The 21,369-nt window shown below is 42.6% G+C and carries 18 protein-coding genes and 1 other annotated feature; of the genes, 7 read left to right on the top strand and 11 right to left on the bottom strand.

The window, feature by feature from the left end:
* Position 1 precedes the first annotated feature (1 nt).
* Positions 2 to 1,984, top strand: coding sequence for an ABC transporter ATP-binding protein/permease (locus tag QOW94_RS06165; protein ID WP_283679390.1), 1,983 nt, complete (start codon positions 2 to 4; stop codon positions 1,982 to 1,984).
* 59 nt (positions 1,985 to 2,043) lie between these two features.
* On the opposite strand, the gene QOW94_RS06160 is transcribed toward QOW94_RS06165, so the two are convergent.
* From QOW94_RS06160 to QOW94_RS06145, 4 genes are read right to left on the bottom strand one after another with little or no spacing between them, the layout of a single operon-like run.
* Positions 2,044 to 2,622, bottom strand: a complete 579-nt coding sequence (locus QOW94_RS06160; protein WP_283679389.1) for a histidine phosphatase family protein — start codon at positions 2,620 to 2,622, stop codon at positions 2,044 to 2,046.
* An 8-nt stretch (positions 2,623 to 2,630) separates the two neighbouring features.
* A complete protein-coding gene (locus tag QOW94_RS06155; protein WP_283679388.1) occupies positions 2,631 to 3,392 on the bottom strand; it encodes an adenosylcobinamide-GDP ribazoletransferase in 762 nt (253 codons plus the stop codon).
* 9 nt (positions 3,393 to 3,401) lie between these two features.
* The gene (locus tag QOW94_RS06150; RefSeq protein WP_283679387.1) at positions 3,402 to 4,136 is read right to left on the bottom strand and encodes an AIR synthase related protein; all 735 of its coding nucleotides are present in this window, start codon (positions 4,134 to 4,136) and stop codon (positions 3,402 to 3,404) included.
* A 2-nt stretch (positions 4,137 to 4,138) separates the two neighbouring features.
* Entirely contained in the window at positions 4,139 to 4,651 is a 513-nt protein-coding gene (locus tag QOW94_RS06145; RefSeq protein ID WP_283679386.1) for an ECF transporter S component, read from the bottom strand.
* Between the two features lie 200 nt (positions 4,652 to 4,851).
* On the opposite strand from QOW94_RS06145, the gene QOW94_RS06140 reads away from it, so the two are divergent.
* Complete coding sequence (locus tag QOW94_RS06140; protein ID WP_283679385.1) at positions 4,852 to 5,652, top strand: hypothetical protein; 801 nt, start codon at positions 4,852 to 4,854, stop codon at positions 5,650 to 5,652.
* A gap of 18 nt (positions 5,653 to 5,670) precedes the next feature.
* Positions 5,671 to 6,453, top strand: coding sequence for a hypothetical protein (locus QOW94_RS06135; protein WP_283679384.1), 783 nt, complete (start codon positions 5,671 to 5,673; stop codon positions 6,451 to 6,453).
* Positions 6,454 to 6,546: 93 nt separating this feature from the next.
* Here QOW94_RS06135 and QOW94_RS06130 read toward each other — a convergent pair whose 3' ends face one another.
* Complete coding sequence (locus tag QOW94_RS06130; RefSeq protein WP_283679383.1) at positions 6,547 to 7,512, bottom strand: AEC family transporter; 966 nt, start codon at positions 7,510 to 7,512, stop codon at positions 6,547 to 6,549.
* Positions 7,513 to 7,534: 22 nt separating this feature from the next.
* Positions 7,535 to 9,160 carry a malolactic enzyme gene (locus QOW94_RS06125; protein ID WP_283679382.1) on the bottom strand — a complete coding sequence of 542 codons (1,626 nt, stop codon included), beginning with the start codon at positions 9,158 to 9,160 and terminating at the stop codon, positions 7,535 to 7,537.
* A gap of 106 nt (positions 9,161 to 9,266) precedes the next feature.
* Here QOW94_RS06125 and QOW94_RS06120 point away from each other — a divergent pair, with 106 nt between their 5' ends.
* Positions 9,267 to 10,151, top strand: coding sequence for a LysR family transcriptional regulator (locus tag QOW94_RS06120; RefSeq protein WP_283679381.1), 885 nt, complete (start codon positions 9,267 to 9,269; stop codon positions 10,149 to 10,151).
* Between the two features lie 12 nt (positions 10,152 to 10,163).
* A complete protein-coding gene (locus tag QOW94_RS06115) occupies positions 10,164 to 11,630 on the top strand; it encodes an amidase family protein (RefSeq protein ID WP_283679380.1) in 1,467 nt (488 codons plus the stop codon).
* A 64-nt stretch (positions 11,631 to 11,694) separates the two neighbouring features.
* On the opposite strand, the gene ahpC is transcribed toward QOW94_RS06115, so the two are convergent.
* From ahpC to QOW94_RS06100, 3 genes are all read right to left on the bottom strand, one after another.
* Positions 11,695 to 12,258 (bottom strand): alkyl hydroperoxide reductase subunit C, encoded by a 564-nt coding sequence (ahpC, locus tag QOW94_RS06110; protein WP_283679379.1) that lies wholly within the window; start codon positions 12,256 to 12,258, stop codon positions 11,695 to 11,697.
* A gap of 76 nt (positions 12,259 to 12,334) precedes the next feature.
* Complete coding sequence (locus tag QOW94_RS06105) at positions 12,335 to 12,940, bottom strand: anthranilate synthase component II (protein ID WP_283679378.1); 606 nt, start codon at positions 12,938 to 12,940, stop codon at positions 12,335 to 12,337.
* Positions 12,924 to 14,399 carry an anthranilate synthase component I family protein gene (locus QOW94_RS06100; RefSeq protein ID WP_283679377.1) on the bottom strand — a complete coding sequence of 492 codons (1,476 nt, stop codon included), beginning with the start codon at positions 14,397 to 14,399 and terminating at the stop codon, positions 12,924 to 12,926. The genes QOW94_RS06105 and QOW94_RS06100 overlap by 17 nt, the downstream gene beginning before the upstream one ends.
* Before the next feature lie 41 nt (positions 14,400 to 14,440).
* Positions 14,441 to 14,682, bottom strand: a binding site (T-box leader).
* Between the two features lie 379 nt (positions 14,683 to 15,061).
* Here QOW94_RS06100 and aroF point away from each other — a divergent pair.
* Together aroF and aroB are read left to right on the top strand one after the other, a co-directional pair.
* Positions 15,062 to 16,072 (top strand): 3-deoxy-7-phosphoheptulonate synthase, encoded by a 1,011-nt coding sequence (aroF, locus tag QOW94_RS06095; protein ID WP_283679376.1) that lies wholly within the window; start codon positions 15,062 to 15,064, stop codon positions 16,070 to 16,072.
* Positions 16,072 to 17,154 carry a 3-dehydroquinate synthase gene (gene aroB, locus QOW94_RS06090; protein WP_283679375.1) on the top strand — a complete coding sequence of 361 codons (1,083 nt, stop codon included), beginning with the start codon at positions 16,072 to 16,074 and terminating at the stop codon, positions 17,152 to 17,154. Before aroF ends, aroB begins: the two co-directional genes overlap by 1 nt.
* A gap of 80 nt (positions 17,155 to 17,234) precedes the next feature.
* Here aroB and QOW94_RS06085 read toward each other — a convergent pair whose 3' ends face one another.
* Positions 17,235 to 19,625, bottom strand: coding sequence for a phosphoketolase family protein (locus QOW94_RS06085; protein ID WP_283679373.1), 2,391 nt, complete (start codon positions 19,623 to 19,625; stop codon positions 17,235 to 17,237).
* An 895-nt stretch (positions 19,626 to 20,520) separates the two neighbouring features.
* Positions 20,521 to 21,252 carry a GntR family transcriptional regulator gene (locus QOW94_RS06080; protein ID WP_283679372.1) on the bottom strand — a complete coding sequence of 244 codons (732 nt, stop codon included), beginning with the start codon at positions 21,250 to 21,252 and terminating at the stop codon, positions 20,521 to 20,523.
* Positions 21,253 to 21,369: the final 117 nt, after the last annotated feature.

Below are 21,369 nucleotides of genomic sequence, written 5' to 3'. Positions count from 1 at the left end.
AATGGCATTTCTTGAATTACACGACATTCATAAGTCGTACTACTTAGGTAGTGAGGAGTTCCCAGTTTTGAAGGGAATCGATTTAAACCTCGAACGCGGAGAATTTGTTTCAATTCTCGGTGAATCCGGTGGTGGTAAATCAACACTTATGAATATCATTGGCGGGCTTGACCGCAAGTTTTCCGGTGAGGTTCTCATTGATGGAAAGAAACTCGATCATACAAAGGAGAAGCAACTCGATAACTATCGGCGCAGTACGATTGGCTACATTTACCAATCTTACAATCTAATTAGCCACTTAAACATCGTCGATAATATTTTAGTTTCCCTTGATATGACTAAACTAAGTGGTGGTGAACGTAAACAGCGTGCCATTGAACTACTCAAACGCGTCGGCTTAGGGGACCAGCTTAAGAAACACCCCAATCAATTATCAGGTGGTCAAAAACAGCGAGTTGCAATCGCCAGAGCCCTTGCCAGCGACCCAGACATTATTATCGCCGACGAACCAACTGGTGCACTGGACTCCCAAAACACTAAGGAAGTTCTTGAAATTCTAGACCAAATTGCAGCTGAGGGACGATTAGTGATCACAGTCACCCACTCTCAGGATGTTGCTGACTACGGAACTCGAATTGTCCATTTGGCTGATGGTATTTTGGATGATGACAAACGGTTAAAGCCTGCATATCCAGTCCCAACGGACACTCAAAAGATTGAATCTAAACCGCTATCTGCAGGAGCCAGTTACAACAATGCCTTCAAGCACCTTAAATATAACTTTTGGCGAAATTCCCTCATCATGTTAGGAACCGCAATTGGCTTGTTCGCTGTTCTCCTATTCAGTGGATTAGGGAACGGTGTTAGTGGGTTTATCCAGGACCAAATTAACTCAATGGTCAACCCTAACTCAATTACAGTAATGAAAAATCCAAGTGGGAAAAAGATGAGCACGGCTGCCTTCCAGGCTTCAATGAGTAAGTTCCAGAGCCAGCCTCGCAAAATGTTGGTAAAGGATAGCGAAGTTGCCAAACTTAATGACATCAAAAACGTTGATAAGGTTGAGCCAGGTTACCAGTTAGCGACTTATACCCTCTCTCGAGGTAGAAAAAACTCCAACGGGAACGGTATCCAGACCTGGTCAAAAGCATTCGCAAGTAACACGATCAATAGTGGCCATAAACCAGGGAACGATGAAATTGTCATTAGTAAGAACGAAGCAATCGCTCTTAGCAGTGGCAAAACCTACAAAAAGCTTCTAGGGAAGAAAATTAAGCTTACCCTTCCTTGGATTACCGATAGCAATCGTCCAGTTCAGGTAAAGGGAACCTTGAAGGTGGTAGGCTTTACAAAGAGTGGAACGGCATCAGTTCCCGCCGCTACTAGCTTTGCCACTATGAAAAAATTACTAAAACGCGCAAAAGCGGAAACTAATGCAAACTACGTTTCCGTTAACGTTAAAAAGAGTACTGAAGTCAAAAAGGTTGCAACAGCAATTAAGAATGTCAAGACCGATGGGAAATACACGTTTGGTGCCATCACAGTCGGTGAAATTCTTGACACCGTCAATCAGTACGTTCAAATTGCTACAATTATTCTTTCTGCAATCGCTGCAATATCATTGTTAGTTTCCGCCTTGATGATTATTGTAACAATGTACATGTCAGTTTCCGAAAGAACCAAAGAAATCGGAATTCTGAGGGCACTTGGTGGCCGTCGGAAGGACGTTCGGCGACTATTCACAGCCGAATCGGTCTTTATCGGTTTGTTCTCAGCAGCAATCTCACTTGTGCTTGCGTGGGGAGCTGCAGCCGGTCTTAACAGTGTTCTTTACGGCATTGTTAAGTACAATATGGTCCAAATAACGCCTGGCAATATCATTACAACAATCGTTATTGCTATCGTGATTTCGTTTATTGCTGCCTTATTACCAGCAAGACGAGCATCAAGATTGAATCCAATCGATGCCTTAGCAGCTGATTAAAATATAAAAAACAGGCCCCACCAATGCTGACGTTTCAGCTTTGGTGAGGCCCTTTTAATTTATTTTTCAGTCCTTGCTTTGGTTTGCGAATCAATCACGATTACCTTGCCAGCCGGAAAGAGTGCATCAAAATACCCGACTTCAGGAAAGAAATACTGGTTGATTACCCTAAGTGTCCCCAAGTGGGCAACAACCAGTACCGGTTCTTGTTCATCCGATTGATTTAATATCTCAACCAATACTTTGCGGACCCGCTTTTTAAAAGCTACGTAGCCTTCCGCTTCTGGTGGTTTTACGCCAAACGGATCATCTAGCCAACGTTGCCAAGCCACTGGGTCTTGATTCTGGATCTCATCGGCATCCAATCCTTCCCAGCGGCCAAAGCCCATCTCGTTTAGATTACTAAGTTTCATAATCGGAAACCCGAATTGATTTTCGCTTTGGATGATTGTTGCTGTTTGAATAGCCCGCTGCAACTCACTGGTATAACAAGTTTCAACCCGGACTGATCTTAATTTATCCGCTAACTCATTTGCCTGCTCAAATCCTTTATTATCAATTGGAACATCCAAACTACCATAAAATTTCCGTTTCAGGTTTAGGTTAGTTTCACCGTGTCTCGTTAGAAATAATTTCATATACTCACCTAAAAATTAATTTTAATGGCTGTGAATACTAGTAGGAAAACGATTTGTCCGATTTCAGCAAAACTACCAACCGTATCACCAGTCATTCCATTGAAGAGCTTATAAATCCCCCAACGATAACCAATGGCTACAATCACAACCGCTACATAGCTAATCAGACCAACGTATCCTAATAATAGGAAAATCACTATGGCCGCAAAGATTTGGTCAAGCACAATTCGCCATGTAGATATCCCCTGCCAAATACTGGCAAGACCACCACCCTTGCCCGCATACTTCATTTTATAAAACTGGAGACAGGCCGAGGTTTTAGTAATCATAATCATGATGATTGCTAGTCGCACAAAAAATAAATCATCAAAGTTGGCATCTGCCAAGACAATTCCCGCCCCACCAATGATGGCATAAAAATAAATTAGGGCAAGGCTCCCCATTGTACCCAAACGACTGTCTTTCATAATCGTCAGCATTTTATCAACCGTCCTAGCGGAGAACAACCCATCGGCGGTATCAGCAAATGCATCTAAGTGGAAACCGCCTGTAATGATACCATCACCAATAATAAACAATATCCAAGCAAACCAGGTCGGAAACACTTGGAGCCAGCCCCAAAAAATCAGCCCTTCAAGGCACCCTAAAATCAGCCCAAAAAGAGAAAAGAACTGGATATTTTGCTTAAATTTAGTTCCTGGATCATCGATAGCAAACGGTAACGGAATCCTTGTAAAAAACTGGGCGTATAAAACTAGTGCTTTGATCATATTATCTTCCTACTTTTTATCTAGTTGAATTAACCGCTTGGCTTGCGGGTACTTCTTTTCGAAGGAGGCAATTCCTGATTTACCAACTGCAACTAAAATTACGGTTGCCGGGCCCGCCGATTTTAAATATTCATTGTCTGCCAACACAGTTGAAATCTCAGATTCATTCAAATCGTTGACGATAGCGATTTGACTAACCTCATACGCAATCCCCTTGGAACCAACCGGTAGCATATCGCGAACTTCAGTTTCCGATTTCAGTTTGCGAACCAAATCATAGCTTGGAACGTCTTCAAGATGGTCTTTAACCTCATCACCAACAAGTGGCGTCCCTATCTGGTAAACAGTTAGCGCCTCAGTCATTGCTTCAGGCCGATTCGGAACTCTGCCGATCACGGTTACGCCCACTGACGTTGTCATCGTGGTCATATTATCCTCAGTACTTCCAGTTAAGGGAATACTTGCTAACCCAGCTCGTTCAAGCTCTGATTTGATGCCCGCAATCATTTTCTCACCAGTCGGATTCATCTCGTTACCAATAGTGTCAACAACGCAGATTGGAGTTGCCCCGTAACACAGTAATTCCAGTAAGGGTACCCGCAAAGAAAAGGCTGCCGTAACAGCTGGATCAACGCTAACCTGGTCATCCGGTTTTTCACCAATCCCAGCACTACTATCTGCAGCAATCACCAGCGTATCAGTCGGTGACAGCGATACAATCGTTAAGTCTCTGAATTTTGCCATAACTAATCCTCACCAACTAACTTACTGAGTCGATCCGCAAACACGATATAAATAACTTCGCAAATCACAAGATTAACAACCGTTGCCAACGTCAACGGAATAAAGAACGCATAGACTCCCTGTTTCAATATTGGGTACAGTAATAATAGCTCCAAGGGAACATTAATTAGATAACCAACAATATCCGAAAAAATAACGGCTCCCATCTTCCGTTTGCCAAGCTTTTGTCTGATTAAAGCGAAGATAAACATGCAAACCGCCATCATTACCGCAATTATCAGGTGAACTGGTAAGGTCAATGGAAATCCGGACAGTAATGCCGAAATCATATGGCCAAAGAACCCTAGCACCGCCCCGTCAACTGGTCCTAGAACAATTGCCCCAATGAATGCTGCTGCCGAATCAAGAGCAATTGAACCAGCAATTTTGATATTGGCTCCAACAACACATGTTGCCAGCAATAGTGCCGCCAGCACAATTCTTTTGATTTTTATATTATTCGCTGTATTTCCCATTAGTATCTTCCCCGTTCATTTTTTGTTATACATTCATTATCACTGCTTTTGACTGGTTAGTAAATGAATATTAAAAAAATCTAATCGTTTGAATGCTTAAATCATGCGTTTTATCAGCCATGTAAACCACTGGTTCCTTTTACAATCACCACCAAAGTAATACCATCATAAGTAATTTAAGAAAAAGAAGGAGTTTACTTATGAAACTGGCTCGACTTATCTCAATAACCGCTGCCATAACGGCAACATTTGCCGTTTCCATAACGACGGTCCACGCTACCAAAATTAGTCCTAATGCAGATGAAACCGCTACGTACCATCCACCCCTCACTACATCACAGATCAAAGTGACCAAAAAAGCTGCTAAGTACGTCACTTACGATAATTTTCATTTCAATCTGTCTAAGAACATCAATACTCACCTGTCCGCATCACAAGTCAAAATTGCCAAAAAGCTCATAGCTAAAAGTAACCAATATCTATCTAACCAAAAGAACAAAATCGCAAACCACAAACTAAAATATCGGGTTCACAAATCAGCTAAGTACATAACCCTAACCAAACCTCACAATGTAAAGCGAACTAAATGGGCCACCACCCAAACGTATACCGTGGTTAAACCCTTCTATCGAATTACTAAAGACTTTGCCACTCCAACAAGTAGTGCCAACAACCAATTTAACGCCGAAAGTAAAGTTCTCGCCAAAACCGAAAAGCTTTCCAAATTGGCTGGATGGCACCACTATCTCCCCAAGGATAAGCAGTCCCAATTCTCCAGGCATGATCTCAAATTAGCCAACAATTTCCTAAAGATGAGTAATCAGGTGATTGACCACTTCAGAAAATTAGCGAAAACCAACCAAGTTAAAATCTGGCGGAATCAAAAGAAAAACCAAGTCATCCTCAAAGTTTCAAAACCATACTTTGAGAAAATCAACCGTGGCCTTTCCCATCACGAAATTAAAAAACTAGAAAAAGATTTAAAACCCCAAATACTTTAATTCAAGGAGAATCAATCCATGAAACTATTCAAAACTATCATCGCAACATTTGCAGCCATTGTTACGGCCGCTACAGCCAGTACCGTTGCTGTTCAAGCTGCCACAACTCCAGATATTCCCGCACCATCAAAAACGGCCCTAGCTATCACAAAGAAGGCCAAAAAGTACATTTCTCTGTTACCGAATGGTCAATTTACGCTATCTCCCAAGGGGGACGTTAGTCTTTCCAAAGATGACTTGATCACCGCTATAAAGCTCATCGATAAGCAAAACGCAGTTCTAAAACAAAGTCAGAAAAAGGTAACCACAGGTAAATGGATCTCAAAATCACACCCTAAGAAGAAATTTGTTAGCTTTGCAACTTACCGAACACCCACTAAAATCAAGCAAGATAAGAGCAAGCTAAAATACAACCGGAACTTTAAAATCGTTACCCCGTTTTATACCACCACGGTTAAAGAAACTAGATTTAATGACAAGAAGTTAGCTCATTTTATGAATGTATCCAAAAAGGCAAATAACCAAATGATTCTATCTGGCTGGCATTTCTTAGTCCCAGCAAAAACTCTTGCAACATATTCAACAGCTGATAAAAAGATTGCGAAGAAAACAATCGATAGTGCCAACCAATCAGTTAACGGAGTTAGGGAGTTAGCAAAGAAAGGCGATGTAAAGATTTGGCGACTTCCAGCCAAAAATCAAATCAAATATAAGTTCACAGATAAGTACTACAAAAATATTCTTTCTAAGAAAGAGCTAGCAAAGTTGGACAACCACAACAATGTGCTTACCATCGGTTGAAATATCTAAATTAAAAAAAGGTCGGGAGACGGCTGGGACGACAAAAGCATCTTAGTATGCTTTCTGTCCCACCGCCATTCTCGGCCTTTTTACTTATATAATATTCACAATTTCCATCAAAATCGGCACCACAATCACAAACAGCACCGTACTTGTCGTCACAACATTAGTCGCGTACTCCACATCTCCATGAGATTGACCCACTAAGATTGGCAGTACGGCTAACCCAGGAGCAGCTGACTGAATGATCAATGTACTTGATTCTAGGTTTGGAATCGGGTGACCTGAGCTCTTAAACATGAGCACAAGGCCAATCATAACTGCTGGGGCGATGATAAATCTCCCGACCAACGCCATGACCGTATCCCGGTCAAAATGAATTGATTTTAGCCCAGCATCAGCTAAGACGATTCCAATATAGATCAAGGACATCGGAGTCACTATTCCACCGACCATTGAGAAGGTGGAATCGATAAACTTAGGCAACGGTAGCTCAAGTAGTAACCACACCAGGGCAATCAAGAAGCCGAGTAACGGTGCCGGCAACAGTTTGCGCCAGTTAAACTTTTGTTTCTCACTGTTACCATCCTTTGTTGGGTCATCGTTTGAGATGAAGAACACCCCGATTGCCCATGTAGAAACGGTATTGGCTACATAGTACACCAGGAAGTATGGCAAACTAATCTTGCCAAACAGGGCCAAGTTTAGCGGCAAGCCAATGAAAATAGTATTGGCGTTAACGAACATATTTATGAACGTCCCCCGCCGCCCCTTTCTAATCTTGAGAATCTTAACCAGTAGCCAGGCAATTAAGTAGCCAAGTGCAAAACTAATTGCCACATAGATCAAGCCACTCGACAGCCCAACCAGTTTGCTACGGGTAAGGTTTTCAAGGACGGAAACGAAGATTGATAGTGGCAAGGCAATATTCATAATCAAAAACGAGATGTTGCCCTTGAAACTATCATCTAACCTTCCGGAGTTTCTTAGATAAAACCCCAAAGCAATAACCAAAACAATTTCGGCCACGCTTGAGATTGAAGTCATTAAAGCAGTCATTATAAAATCCTTTCAACGTCAATTAATACTTTGGTTCCCACTTTAGATTGTCAACTTGGTTGGCAGCATCCGTTTCGCTGAGCTTGCTAGTACCATTCTCAACAGCAGCCTTAGCAGTAGCTAACGCGACCGTCTTGGAAAAGACATCCAATTGAGAAACTGGTGGCAACACAGCAGCCCCAGGTACAGTAGTGTCAACGATTCCGCCGAGTGAATGAGCAGCAGCACTAATCATTTCATCTGAAAGAATCGAAGAGTCCGCCGCAATCGTTCCAAGAGCCAGCCCTGGGTAGACAAGAGCATTGTTGGCTTGACCAATTTCGTAAGTCACCCCGTTATACTCAACCGGAGCACTTGGAATTCCAGTTGCAACAAGCGCCTTTCCATCAGACCACTTAATAACATCCTCAGCTTGAGCCTCAATCAACTTAGTTGGGTTTGAAATTGGGAAAATGATTGGCCGGTCCGTATTGGCAGCCATTTCCTTAACCACCGTTTCGGTAAAGGCACCGGGAACCGTTGAAGTTCCTACCATAATCGTTGGTTTAACTGCCTTAACGACAGCTTCCAAATCAGTAAGTTGGTCGGCGTTATCAAATTCAGCCCGACTTCTAGCAAACGGTTTCTGTTGAGGTGTCAACGTTTCATCGTCATCGAATAGCAATCCCTGCTTATCAACTAAGTAGAAGTGTTGTCTAGCTTCTTCGGGGCTTAATCCCTGAAGCACCATCTCATCATAAATTCGTTTGACGATTCCAGCACCGGCAGTTCCTGCTCCAAATGACAGGTACTTTTGATCCGTCAACTTTTCACCAGAGATTTGAAGCGCACCAAGAATTCCTGAAAGTACGATAATCCCCGTTCCCTGAATATCGTCATTGAAAGTCGTAATTTTATCCTTGTATTTGTTAAGAATGTTATCAGCGTTACTTCGGCCAAAGTCCTCCCAGTGCAGGTAAACCTTAGGGAAGAGGTCCTCTACCGTTTCAACGAACTTGTCGATAAAGTCATAATACTTGTCACCGCGAATTCGTTCGTGACGGTTACCAAGATACATGGGGTCATCTAGCAAACTCTTACGGTTGGTTCCAGCATCAATGATGACTGGCAACACTTGGTTAGGATCAATTCCAGCAGCTGCTGTATAAACCATCAGTTTACCGACTGCGATATCAACTCCTTGAACGCCCCAGTCACCAATTCCAAGGATTCCCTCAGCATCACTAACTACGATCAGGCGAATATCCCGGCCGTTTGCTCCGTTCTTCAAAGCTGATTCGATAATATGGTCAGGCTCATCAACTGATAGGAAAACTGCGTCCTGTGGTTGAACAAATAAATGACTATAGTTTTCAATCGTGTCCGCAATCGTTGGATCATAAACAACTGGCATAAATTCTTCAACGTGTTGGCTGAATAACTTATAGAACAACGTTCTGTTCTCATTAAAAATTTGCATCAAGAACAACCGCTTTTCCAATGCATTAACCTTAGTTTGGTATTGAGCGTAGGTCTGCTCGGCTTGTTCCTCGATAGTCTGAACTCGTGGTGGGACCAAACCATTCAGGCCAAGGTCATCTCTTTCAGCCTGCGTAAAACCAGTTCCCTTATTTAAAAATGGATTATTTAATATATCTCGTGCATTCATGTTTTGTACCCCTTTGTAAAAGTCTGCAATCACTATAAATCACTATAAAAAATATAGTCAAACCATTTAGTTATGATAAAATTTATTTATAGCAAGGAGTGAGACTATGCAATTTCAAGATTTAGAATACTATGTCCAATTAACTAAACTAACCAATTTCTCAAAGGTTGCCGAATACTTTGGCGTCACTCAACCAACCATCACCTACGCCATTAAAAGGTTGGAGGACAATCTAGGAACCAAACTGGTGATCAACGATCCTGGTCACCACACCATTAATATCACTGCAGCGGGCAAGCAGTTTGCTATCCGGGCAAATAGTATTCTGGCAGAGATGGGAGTTGCCGAGCAGGAAATCAAATCCGCCCAGGAACCGACAATTTCCCTTGGTCTCCCGCCAATCATTGGGACCTATTTCTTCCCCAAACTGGTACCAGCATTAAAACAGCAAGGACTACTGCGAAACCTCAATGCCGTCACTCGAGGTTCTTCTAGCCTGCTAGCTGACTTAACTTCAGGCAACATCAACATCGCCTTCCTCGGCTCCAGTGAACCGTTGAGTTCCCAGGATTTGGAGATCAAGCTATTAGCTGAATACTCATTCAAAATAATCTCCAGTGCAAAGCAGGGAACCATCAATACTGACCAGATTGCATTCAGTGAAGCCGCCAACCACGAGTTTGTCGGGTTTAACGAAGGCTTCGTTCATAATCGTGTATTTAAAATGCTCGAACAACGGACTGGCAAGTCACCAGCAACCATTTTTAAAACCACGGAAGTCGAAATCCTCAAGAATATCGTTCAAACTGGGGCGGGAATCGCTTTGCTAACTAGTTTGGCAATTGGTGATGACGATAATCTGTTAGCCACAACCTTGACTGATAAATTTTTACCTACTTTCAAAGTGTACCTTGCTTACCGAAAAGGGTATCGTTTGCCACCAAAGGAACAGCAATTTACTGATATAATAAGCGGTAAGAAAATAGACTAAGGGGTGGAAATTTTGGCAGCCAATTTGATGAAAACTAAATCAGCAATCGAATTAGCCCAGCTGCTAAAGACTAATCAAGTCACTTCAGCTGAGTTGATCAATGAACTAACCGAAACAATCAATATTAATAATGAACGACTGAACGCCGTAACCCATTTATGGCATGATCATGCGCTTGAACTTGCGAAATCGGTCTCCGCTGACAGTCAGTTTGGTGGGGTCCCCATTCTCCTCAAGGGGCTTGGTCAGGGATTAGCGGGTGAGATTGATAGTGGTAGCTCTAAACTACTTAAAGACGCTAGAGCCCCCCAGACCAACAATTTCGTCAAACGCCTGCTAGAAATTGGCTTAATTCCAGTTGGAGCAACTAACGCCCCAGAATTCGGGTTTAAAAACATTACCGATTCCGAACTGTATGGTAATGCTCGCAACCCTTGGAATCTAGACTACTTCTCTGGCGGTTCATCTGGAGGAGCCGCTTCAGCAATTAGTGATTCTTGGCTCCCAATCGCTACCGCATCAGATGGTGGTGGCTCAATTAGAATTCCATCATCGTTTTCCGGTACGATTGGTTTAAAACCAACTAGAGGTCGCGTACCAACCGGCCCCGATGGCTGGCGGGGGTGGCAAGGAGCATCAATCAACTTTGCGATTACTAAGTTTATCGATGACACCGCTCAACTGCTTGATGGCCTTTCGACCGTCCAGATGGCAGCTCCGTTTCAGGTGCCGTTGCCTGCCAAGCCGTTTGCAACTACGCTAACCAAGCTGACTCCTGACGTTGGTCCAATTGCCTTTAGCACCAAATCACCCGTTGGTACCACAGTATCTGAAGCCGCCGTTGAAGCAGTCACCAACGCCGTTTCATTTCTTGAGGACCAAGGCTTTGATTTAGAGGAAGTTGACGCCCCAATCGATGGGGTCAAGCTAATGCAAAGCTATTACCAAATGAACGCTGGCGAAACGGCAACCATGTTTGCGTCGATGCCGTTCGATGACGCAACCATCAAGCAGAAAGCGGAAACCTTAACCTGGGCTCTCGGTTACACCGGTAAAGGGGTTAGTGCTATCGATTACAGTAGTTCTCTTACCTTCTGGGACGAGACCGCGGCCACGATGGATGCATTTGCAACTAAGTACCCCCTGTACTTAACTCCAGCAACTGCCCACACCGCACCACGAATCGACACCCCCTTGGTTTCTCCTGAGAACTACCAAAAGATGGAACACATCGAGGATTACAATCCTAGTGAACAACTACAAATCATCTGGGATCAATGGTTACCATCATTGACTCTGTCACCATTCACCCAGCTAGCAAACATCAGTGGGCAACCGGCAATTAGTTTGCCAACCCACGTGTCAAAAGAAGGTTTACCAATCGGTATCCAATTTATGGCTCGTAAAGGTCGCGAAGATTTGATATTGAATGCTGGTAAGTTGTTTGAGAGTGCGGGATTGTTTGAACAATTGAAATAACAACAAAAAAACCGTTACTGATCTCTATGTCAGAAATCAATAACGGTTTTTCTACATTGTAAAACTAAATTTTACCCACCAACTTGGTCCCTGGTTTCAACGTCTTTTCTCCAGGTTTCCAGTTTGCGGGGCAAACCTGATCCCCATGTTCCGCAACAAATTGGGCTGCTTCAAGGGTTCTCAGTACTTCCTTTGCGTTACGGCCAATGCCCATGTCATTAATGGTGTATGACCGAACCTTACCTTCGGGATCAATAATGAATACGCCACGGTATGCTTGGCCAGCATCCTCATCAAGAACCTCGAAGAACCGAGCTAGTTTTCCAGCCGGATCGGCAATCATTGGGTATTGAACCTTACCTACTTCCTCACTCTGCTCATGCCATGCTTGATGAACAAACTCGGTATCCTCTGAAACGGAATATACTTCCGCTCCATTTGCCTTAAACTCCTCATAATTATCAGCCAAGTCCCCTAACTCAGTCGGACAAACGAACGAAAAGTCAGCTGGATAAAATAACATTACTGACCAGTGACCAAGCATATCCTTCTTAGTGACTTGTTTAACCTCACCATCTTGATATGCATTAACTTGAAAGTCATCAATTTCCTTACCAATAAAATTCATAATTAGAATCCCCTTTCGTTTTCTATCTATAATCATTCTAAACTAGATTGGAAGAGTAATCAATAATCATTCTAAACTAATGACTGGCTTTTTCAGTTTCTGGAATCTTAATTCCCAGAAAATTACTGATAATTCCACGACCAACCACCTCATCAGTCATGATTGATTCCGGATGGAACTGAACGCCATAGACTGCGTTTTGCTCATCGGCAATGGCCATAATTTCATTGGTTTTCGTTTCGGCAATCACCTTCAGTTCACTGGGAAATCCCATTGGCGATGCGATTAACGAGTGATATCTTGCCGCTATAAAGGTATCTGGGCAGTTTGCGAATAGCGGGCTAGCAGTAATAACTTTCATCTTTGACGCTTTGCCATGCATCAATTCTGGTGCGTGAACCACCTTACCACCGTATACCTCGGTGATTGCTTGATGGCCTAGACAAACTCCTAGAATGGGAACCCGACTAATTTGGCGTTTCAACACTGAGATTAATTTGCCAGCATCTTCTGGTCGTCCTGGTCCTGGCGATAGGATCAAATGGGTTGGGTTAAGCAGCTCGATATTGTCTAACCGGGGGTCATCATTTTTTAGGACCATCGTATCTTCGCCGGCTACTTCGCTGATCAACTGACTTAGGTTATAGGTAAAACTGTCATAGTTATCAATTAGCAAATTCATTTACATCACCCTCCCTATCTACTGCATAGAGTGAATTTATCACTCCCCGCGCTTTATTGTTAAACTCTTGGTACTCATACTTCGGAATGCTGTCAGCAACGATACCCGCTCCAGAATGAATCACCAACTTGGTACCTTTTCGGTAAACTAAGCGGATTCCAATTGCTAGATCGAGTTCATCATTAAACCCAAGATAGCCAATACCACCACCGTATATCCCCCGTTTATTATTTTCTAACTTGGCGATTATCTGCATTGCTGAAACCTTAGGGGCTCCAGACAAGGTTCCAGCAGGAAGGACCGCATCAACAATATCCATTAATTTAGTCTGCTCCGCGATGGTACTCTCAACCACCGACCCTAAGTGCATCACATTATTGAATCTAAGCAAGTTCCTTGTACTCGTTACCTTAACCGACCCGATTTGACTAACCTTACCCAAGTCATTTCTCCCTAAATCAATCAGCATGTTATGCTCTGATAACTCCTTCTGGCTGGTTTGCAGTTCGTGAGCGAGTTGGTTATCCTCATCTTCTGTCCTGCCACGCCTTCTTGTCCCGGCAAGTGGATAGGAAAACAACCGCAAACCTCGTTTGGCAACCAGAGTTTCCGGTGAGGCTCCCAGGGCTTCAAAGTCATTGTGTTCAAAGTAAAATTGGTAAGGTGCTTGGTTGTCACTAAAGAACTTAGCAGCCGCCGAGAGTAGTTTACCGTTGATATTCGCATAATGAGGATTAGATAGAATCAGCTGAAAGATATCTCCATCAATAATGTGTTTCTGCGTGGTTTTCACTCGATTCGCAAACTCAGCCTCGGAAAATTGTAACTTCAAGGGACTAATTTGGGGCGTCTGAATCTTTCCTCCCTGCCTTAGATCAACTGCCGTTTGCAAAATATCATTAAGCCCCTCAACGACCGCTTCATATTGTTCAGTCAACGTTGTTACGGGTACCAGCTTTGTCGCCGTAATCTGATGAGTCTTGTGATTATAAGCGACCGAAGTGTCCACCACCAACAAATCCGCATCGGGTAAATTATTCGGATTATCAACTCGATTAATTGGAGCAGTTGTTGCATACCGAGCGTAGTCATAACTAAAATATCCAAATACACCGCCCACAAACGGTGGCAACCCATCAACGACTGGAGCTTTATACCTTGCCATTAATTCATTCACGTAATCAGCCAGCTGGACCCGTTCTTGTTTCGGATTGTTATGAAAATCATCAACCGTCAAAACGCCATCCAGGTAAGTCAAACTACATACCGGGTCAACACAAATGAACGTGTACTTATCCCTGCCGTGCTGCGTATTCCCCGTCATCAAAAAGCTGGGCTTGCCACTCTCCCGCAAAGCCGTCATTGCTTGCAAGGAGTCGAATCCATCATCAATAACGGAAACCGAAACGGGAACCATTTGATATTCAGCCTGGTACTTCAATAATTCTTCTATTTTCATCTTATTTCCTCCAAACAAAAAAACTCCGCCCTAACATTAACGTTAAGGACGGAGTTTCCGCGGTGCCACCTTACTTCAATGGTAAGCAAAAAAGCTTATCCATCACCCTCTGCGAGATACTAACATATCTCTGGCAGCTTACGGGTGCCGTGCCGTTTTCTCGTACTATTACTTCGGAGAAACCCTCAGTGGTCCATTTAGCTAGTTGGGGCCGGTCGCATCTCAGCATCTGCGACTCTCTGTGCGGTCATCCTAACCTTGATCTCCACCTCATTGGTTTAGTGGGTAACTATTTAAAAGTTGAATCTAAGATACAGTTAAAATTAGAAAAAGTCAATTCTGATTAAAAAATATTTTTTCTGGGTTGACACCACTAGTTTTAGGGATTAGAATTCATAACAATTAAATTAAAACTTATTCAGGAGATTCTAATCATGCAAACTAACTTTTGTAATTTAGTTCAATATTATTATTGGTCGAGATAGTGTCATCAACGTACGAGTTGAGGACACTGTCTAAAACTCGTGCGGCCAATTATAGCATGATTATTTTGGTCACACAGTAAGCATCCAAGCTGTGGGGCCATTTTTTATTCTCAATTCCCCCACAGCAAATCTACCGCTGTGGGTTTTATTTTAAAAAAATGAAAAGAGGAATTCACTATGATTATTGTTATTAAGCCAGGTAAAGAAGCCGTTATTTCAGAAATTACAAACCGTTTTGGGGATCACACCGAGGTCTTCGTTCACGACAATCGCATCGCCATTCAGGGAGCGGACCGAGATGCACTCAATAAAGTTGAACTTGACGCAGCTGCGCAAATAATTGAAAATCACCCAGCCTCAGTTCAAGGAAGTCGAGCTTTCCACCCAGAGGACACAATTATCCAAACCCCGCATAGCACAATCGGTGGTGACAACTTCACCATGATGGCAGGTCCCTGTTCAGTCGAATCACTGGCCCACGTTCGGAAAATGGCAGAAGTGGCCAAGGCCGGTGGGGCAACCGTTCTTCGGGGTGGTGCCTTCAAACCAAGGACTTCACCATACTCATTCCAAGGCCTAGGTGAACCAGGTCTTCAATTTCTCCGCCAAGCTGCAGATGAGTTTGGTCTGGATGTATTGACTGAAGTTATGGACGAAGATCACGTCGAAATGGTCGGCAAGTACACCGATATTTTTCAGATTGGTGCTCGTAATATGCAGAACTTCTCCCTGCTCAAAGCTGTTGGTAAGACCAAAATTCCGGTAATGTTGAAACGGGGAATGTCAGCTACAATCGACGACATATTAAATGCTGCTGAGTACATAGCTGCTGGTGGTAACACCCAAATTATGATTGCTGAGCGTGGAATTAGAACTTTTGATAATAAGTACACCAGAAACACCCTTGATGTTGGCGCAGTTCCCGTTCTCCAAAAACTATCCCACTACCCAGTCATCGTTGACCCTAGCCACGCTGCCGGTCACACTGAATTTGTGACTAAGGAAGCACTCGCCGGGGTTGCAATTGGTGCCAGTGGTCTCGTGGTTGAAATTCATGATGATCCAGCCCATGCTTTTTCAGATGGTGCTCAAGCTTTGACCCCAGACCAGTTCCTTGAAATGGCTAACCAAGCAACAGCCATTCGGTCACTAGTAAAGCCAACCAAAAAAGCTGAGGTGACTGCATAATGGAATTAATTAACGTTAACACCGCAAACCACCCGTACAAAGTCAAAATTGGCAGGGGATTACTGTCATCAGTTGGTGAAATGGTGGCTTCTGTCTGGGAAACCAGAAAAGCTGCTCTCATTAGCGACGATAATGTGGCTCCCTTGTACCAATCACAAGTTGCTGACTCACTAAATCATGCTGGGTTTAACACTATTTGTTATCATTTTCCGGCTGGCGAGCAATCAAAATCACTTACTGTTCTAGAAAATCTTGCTCAGCAAATGGCTGCTGATGGATTTAATCGAGATGATGGCGTTATCGCCCTTGGCGGTGGTGTAACTGGTGATCTAGCAGGGTTTCTGGCGGCATCATTCATGCGCGGAATCAGTTTGATTCAAATTCCAACCTCACTCCTCGCTCAAGTAGATAGCTCAGTTGGTGGCAAGACCGCCGTGGACCTTGGGACCATTAAAAACATCATTGGTGCTTTCTACCAGCCTGATTTGGTAATTATTGACCCCAATACCTTGAAAACTCTGTCACAGCGAGATCTAGTTGAGGGATATGGTGAAGTTGTCAAAGTCGCCGGACTGACCGATCATGATATTTGGAAACTAGTAAAACATATCAATTCACCGGCAGATATCCTGGATAACGCAGAGCAACTCAGTGAATTGTCCATCAAGTACAAAGCTGAGGTAGTTGAAGCCGACGAACATGAAGGTTCTCTTCGTCAAGTCCTTAACTTTGGCCACACCATTGGTCATGCGGTTGAAGCCCTAAGTGACGGTAAACTAAGACATGGTGAGGCCGTTAGTATTGGCATGTTAGCCATTTGCAAGGTCTTTTCAGACCATTCATTAGCACCAACCACCATCGAATCAGAATTATTTGAGCGTCTTACCACAGTTGGGTTACCTACTGAACTACCTAACTTTTCAGCTGAGGACATTCTAGATAAAATTAAGAACGACAAGAAAGCCCATGACGGTACAATCAATTTGGTTTACCTCAAACGAATTGGCAGCCCCGCTATCAAAACAGTGGCCATCAGTGAACTTGCTGAGTTTCTTAATTTAAATTCAAAAGCAACTGTGTAAAAAAAGAACCCCCAATGAGAAATTAATCTCATTGGGGGTTCCATTATTTTAAGTTTAAAAGATTAACTCATAATCAAAGATTATTTGTTAAGTCCTTCCCACTTCCAGCTTGTAACTTCTGGTAAGTCAGTACCAACTTCACGAATGTAAGCATTGTGCTTATCAATAGTGTCATTCATACGTTGAACGAAGTAGCTACCCTTAACAGCGTATGATGGAATATCTTGAACGGCTTCCTTAGCAAGATCGAAACGATCAAGTTGGTTCAATACCCGCATGTCGAATGGAGTAGTGATATCACCGTTTTCACGATAACCATGTACGTGAAGGTTGTGGTTGTGACGATCAAAGAAGATATCTTTGATCAAACCTTCGAAGCCGTGGAATGCGAAGATAACAGGCTTGTCAGTAGTGAACAAGTTGTCAAATTCTTCATCACTCAAACCACGAGGGTCAACCTTAGGTGAACGAAGTCTCAATAAATCAACAACGTTGATGTAACGAATCTTCATTTCTGGGAATTCTTTATTCAAGATTGAAATAGCAGCAAGTGCTTCAAGGTTAGGTTCACTACCAGCAGCAGCGAAGACAACGTCTGGTTCTTGACCTTGATCAGTAGATGCCCAGTCAATGTAGCCAAGACCGTTGTTAACCAAGTTAGTTGCTTCTTCCATTGAGTACCATTGCAAACGTGGGTGCTTTGAAGTAACAATCAAGTTGATCTTTTCTTGTGAAGCAAATGCAACATTACCAACAGCTAACAATGAGTTAGCATCAGCTGGCAAGTATTCACGAATAAATTCTGGCTTCTTTTCAGCCAAGTGAGTAAGCATACCTGGATCTTGGTGAGTGTAACCATTGTGATCTTGTTGGAATACAGTTGAAGTATCAACAAAGTTCAATGATGGGTACTTGTTTCTCCAAGTTTGTTCAGCAGCTTTACGTAACCACTTGAAGTGTTGAGTCAACATTGAGTCAACAACTCGTCCGAATGATTCGTATGTTGCGAAGAACCCATGACGACCAGTCAATACATAACCTTCAAGCCAACCTTCTGCTTGGTGTTCTGAAAGTTGTGAATCAATAACTCGACCACTGTTTGCCATGTTTTCATCAAAGGTTGGGTGAATATCTTCCATCCATTGACGCTTCTGGTTATCCAAAAGTGAGTACAAACGGTTTGACTTAGATTCATCAGGACCGAAGCCACGGAAACTAGTTGGGTTGAGTTGTGCAACTTCGTTCAACCAGTCTGACCAGACAACCATATCTTGCTTCTCTTCAGTACCACGAGCCTTGAACTTAACTTCAAAGTCCTTAACGTTAGGAAGAACTAATGGCTTAGGGTTGATACCACCATTAGTGATTGGGTTGACTGACATCCGCTTGTCGCCCTTAGGAGCAACGGCACGAATTTCATCCTTCAAGACACCATCATCATTGAACAATTCTTCAGGCTTGTATGACTTCATCCAGTCAACAAGCATGTCTGCATGTTCCATGTCGTTTGCGTCAACAGGAATTGGAATTTGGTGAGCACGGAATGAACCTTCGATTGGGTCACCATTAAGATCCTTCTTAGGACCAGTCCAACCTTTAGGTGAACGGAAGATAATCATTGGCCAATGTGGCAATTTAACATTGTCAGGAGTTTCATTTTCACGAGCATTCTTTTGAATGGACTTGATTTCTTCGATAACAGTATCCAAAGTCTTAGCGAATTCTTCGCTGACCTTCATGTGATCAGTATCAGCATCGCAAGCGACAATGTAAGCCTTCCAGCCCATACCACCGAAGTATTCCTTCAATTCTTCATCGCTCATACGTGAAAGAATTGTTGGGTTAGAAATCTTAGCACCGTTCATGTTGATGATTGGCAAAACAGCACCATCAGTGATTGGGTTGATGAATTTATCTGAGAACCATGATGCAGCCAATGGGCCAGTTTCAGATTCACCATCACCAATTTCAACAGCAGCAATAACGTCGGGGTTATCAAAGATAGCACCAACACCGTGTGAAAGTGAGTAGCCAAGTTCTCCACCTTCGTGGATTGAACCTGGGGTTTCAGGGGCAGCATGTGAAGCAACTCCACCAGGGAATGAGAATTGCTTGAACAATCTAGCCATACCCTCTTCACCCTGACTGATGTTAGGGTAAATTTCTGAGTATGAACCATCAAGATATGAGTTAGAAACCATAACTTGACCACCGTGACCGGAACCTTCGATATAGAACATGTTCAAGTCGTACTTATTAATAGCACGGTCTAATTGAGCATAGATGAAGTTCTGAGAAACGATAGTTCCCCAGTGACCAATAGGCTTAACTTTAACGTCTTCAGCCTTCAATGGTTCTTTCAACAATGGGTTCTTACGCAAGTATAGTTGACCTACTGAAATATAGTTAGCAGCACGCCAGTACTTGTCAACAAGTTCCAAATATTCTTTGGAATCGTAATCTACAGCCATGAATTAAACACTCCTTCTAAGTTTTAGCATTATTGTGCATTTGAATACCCGTAAAAATCATCAATCAAATGATTAATCAAATTTACACCACCAATAATAGTCCAAAAAATGAAAAAGTCAACCTTTAAAAAATTGATACGGTCCAATAATTTTAAATAATAAAAATCGTTAAATAATCACTCTCTCAGCATGATATTGATTTGGACACTCTATTATTAAGTAGTTATTTTTGCCAATCCATATGGAATGCAGTGGGCATAGATTAAAATCAAGTAGTCATTTTTACCAATCCATATGGAACGCAGTGGGCATAGATTAAAATCAAGTAGTCATTTTTACCAATCCATATGGAACGCAGTGGGCATAGATTTAAGCCTTTTAAAGAACAAAAGTCTTAAATACTAGCCTTATCCTAAGTGGTAAACCACTAAGGATAATTTCACTGCTGATATGGATTGGTCTTTAATGACTACTTGGCAGCATAGTCTTAAATATCAACTCACTTCTATACTCAAGGGCACTTCTGTGTTGTTTAGATTGATTTATTCTGATTTCAAATATAAAAATTAATCTTTTTTCAACATACTGATAGTTGAGTAAATAACAAGGTTAGCTACTTGTAGGAATACGGATTAAAAATCGCTGGGACACCGAAAGCATCTTCGTATGCTTTCTGTCCGACCGCCACTGCTGATATGGATTGCTTTTTAATGACCACTTGACGACACAGTTTTGCTGTCAATTACCTCGCCCACATTCAAAAAATCTTTTATCTTACTTTAAATCTATGTACCTTAATTTCAGTTTAAAAAAATGACCACACCTACAAGCCCAACATCACTTGTAAGTGTGGTCATTATAAAAGTCGGTGATTCCCAAAAGGGTCTCACTCCCCCTAATTATTCTCATCCAAATCCACAAACGTATTGTAATTCAGATATTTGTAATGCAATCGCATATTCGAAACCTCAAACGGGGTCCCATCATCTAGGAAGAAAATCCCTTCCATCACGCCAACCGGCTCCACGTCCTTCAACTTCAGCAACTCACGGTCCTCTTCCGTTGACGGTTCGGCCTTGATCGACATAAATGACTTAGTTACTGCCCTACCAGTCTTTTCTTCAAACGAATTAAAAATCGAGCCTTCGACAACTTCGCTTGATAGTTCAGGGGCCACTCTAATTGGGATAAAGCCCATCTCAATCATGAACGGTTTGTCATCAAACGTCCGCAGTCGCTCAATTTGGTAAACAAACTCGCCCGGATTCAAAAACAGTTCCGTTTGTAGTTCTTCACTAGCCGGAATCACTTTGAAATCAAGCAGCTTGATCTTGGGAATTTTCCCGTCACTCTTAAAACTATCAGTGACCCCCAAGTTTGACCCCTCATACTGAAAAATCGACCTGTTCTTTTGATACAGGGGGTTGATAAATGTTCCAGACCCACGTTTTTTAAAGATAATGCCCTGGTTGGCAAGCACATTTAGCGCCCGTTTTATAGAGCTTCGACTCACCCCGTATGCTTCACTTAAGCTTCGTTCATCAGGCAGCCTCTTCGTCTCAAACTCATTAGCATGAATTCGTTTCTTAAGATCCTTCATAATATTTCGATAAACTAAATCAGCCATCGTTACCCCTCTGTACATCGTCCAAATTAAATTCTATTGATAAAGTATACCAGATTATCAATTTGAAACCATATGTAATTACCCCGCAGAATGGTAAAATAAAATGCGAGGTGTTGC

Source organism: Lentilactobacillus sp. Marseille-Q4993, from assembly GCF_951230165.1.
Taxonomy (GTDB): Bacteria; Bacillota; Bacilli; order Lactobacillales; family Lactobacillaceae; genus Lentilactobacillus.
This window is presented reverse-complemented; position numbering and strand designations above follow the sequence as displayed.

What these genes read in the sequence shown, in the direction of transcription:
- QOW94_RS06165 (WP_283679390.1), top strand. Translation starts at nt 2, where the DNA reads ATGGCATTTCTTGAATTACACGACATTCATAAGTCGTACTACTTAGGT.
- QOW94_RS06160 (WP_283679389.1), bottom strand. Translation starts at nt 2,622, where the DNA reads ATGAAATTATTTCTAACGAGACACGGTGAAACTAACCTAAACCTGAAA.
- QOW94_RS06155 (WP_283679388.1), bottom strand. Translation starts at nt 3,392, where the DNA reads ATGATCAAAGCACTAGTTTTATACGCCCAGTTTTTTACAAGGATTCCG.
- QOW94_RS06150 (WP_283679387.1), bottom strand. Translation starts at nt 4,136, where the DNA reads ATGGCAAAATTCAGAGACTTAACGATTGTATCGCTGTCACCGACTGAT.
- QOW94_RS06145 (WP_283679386.1), bottom strand. Translation starts at nt 4,651, where the DNA reads ATGGGAAATACAGCGAATAATATAAAAATCAAAAGAATTGTGCTGGCG.
- QOW94_RS06140 (WP_283679385.1), top strand. Translation starts at nt 4,852, where the DNA reads ATGAAACTGGCTCGACTTATCTCAATAACCGCTGCCATAACGGCAACA.
- QOW94_RS06135 (WP_283679384.1), top strand. Translation starts at nt 5,671, where the DNA reads ATGAAACTATTCAAAACTATCATCGCAACATTTGCAGCCATTGTTACG.
- QOW94_RS06130 (WP_283679383.1), bottom strand. Translation starts at nt 7,512, where the DNA reads ATGACTGCTTTAATGACTTCAATCTCAAGCGTGGCCGAAATTGTTTTG.
- QOW94_RS06125 (WP_283679382.1), bottom strand. Translation starts at nt 9,160, where the DNA reads ATGAATGCACGAGATATATTAAATAATCCATTTTTAAATAAGGGAACT.
- QOW94_RS06120 (WP_283679381.1), top strand. Translation starts at nt 9,267, where the DNA reads ATGCAATTTCAAGATTTAGAATACTATGTCCAATTAACTAAACTAACC.
- ahpC (WP_283679379.1), bottom strand. Translation starts at nt 12,258, where the DNA reads ATGAATTTTATTGGTAAGGAAATTGATGACTTTCAAGTTAATGCATAT.
- QOW94_RS06105 (WP_283679378.1), bottom strand. Translation starts at nt 12,940, where the DNA reads ATGAATTTGCTAATTGATAACTATGACAGTTTTACCTATAACCTAAGT.
- QOW94_RS06100 (WP_283679377.1), bottom strand. Translation starts at nt 14,399, where the DNA reads ATGAAAATAGAAGAATTATTGAAGTACCAGGCTGAATATCAAATGGTT.
- aroF (WP_283679376.1), top strand. Translation starts at nt 15,062, where the DNA reads ATGATTATTGTTATTAAGCCAGGTAAAGAAGCCGTTATTTCAGAAATT.
- aroB (WP_283679375.1), top strand. Translation starts at nt 16,072, where the DNA reads ATGGAATTAATTAACGTTAACACCGCAAACCACCCGTACAAAGTCAAA.
- QOW94_RS06085 (WP_283679373.1), bottom strand. Translation starts at nt 19,625, where the DNA reads ATGGCTGTAGATTACGATTCCAAAGAATATTTGGAACTTGTTGACAAG.
- QOW94_RS06080 (WP_283679372.1), bottom strand. Translation starts at nt 21,252, where the DNA reads ATGGCTGATTTAGTTTATCGAAATATTATGAAGGATCTTAAGAAACGA.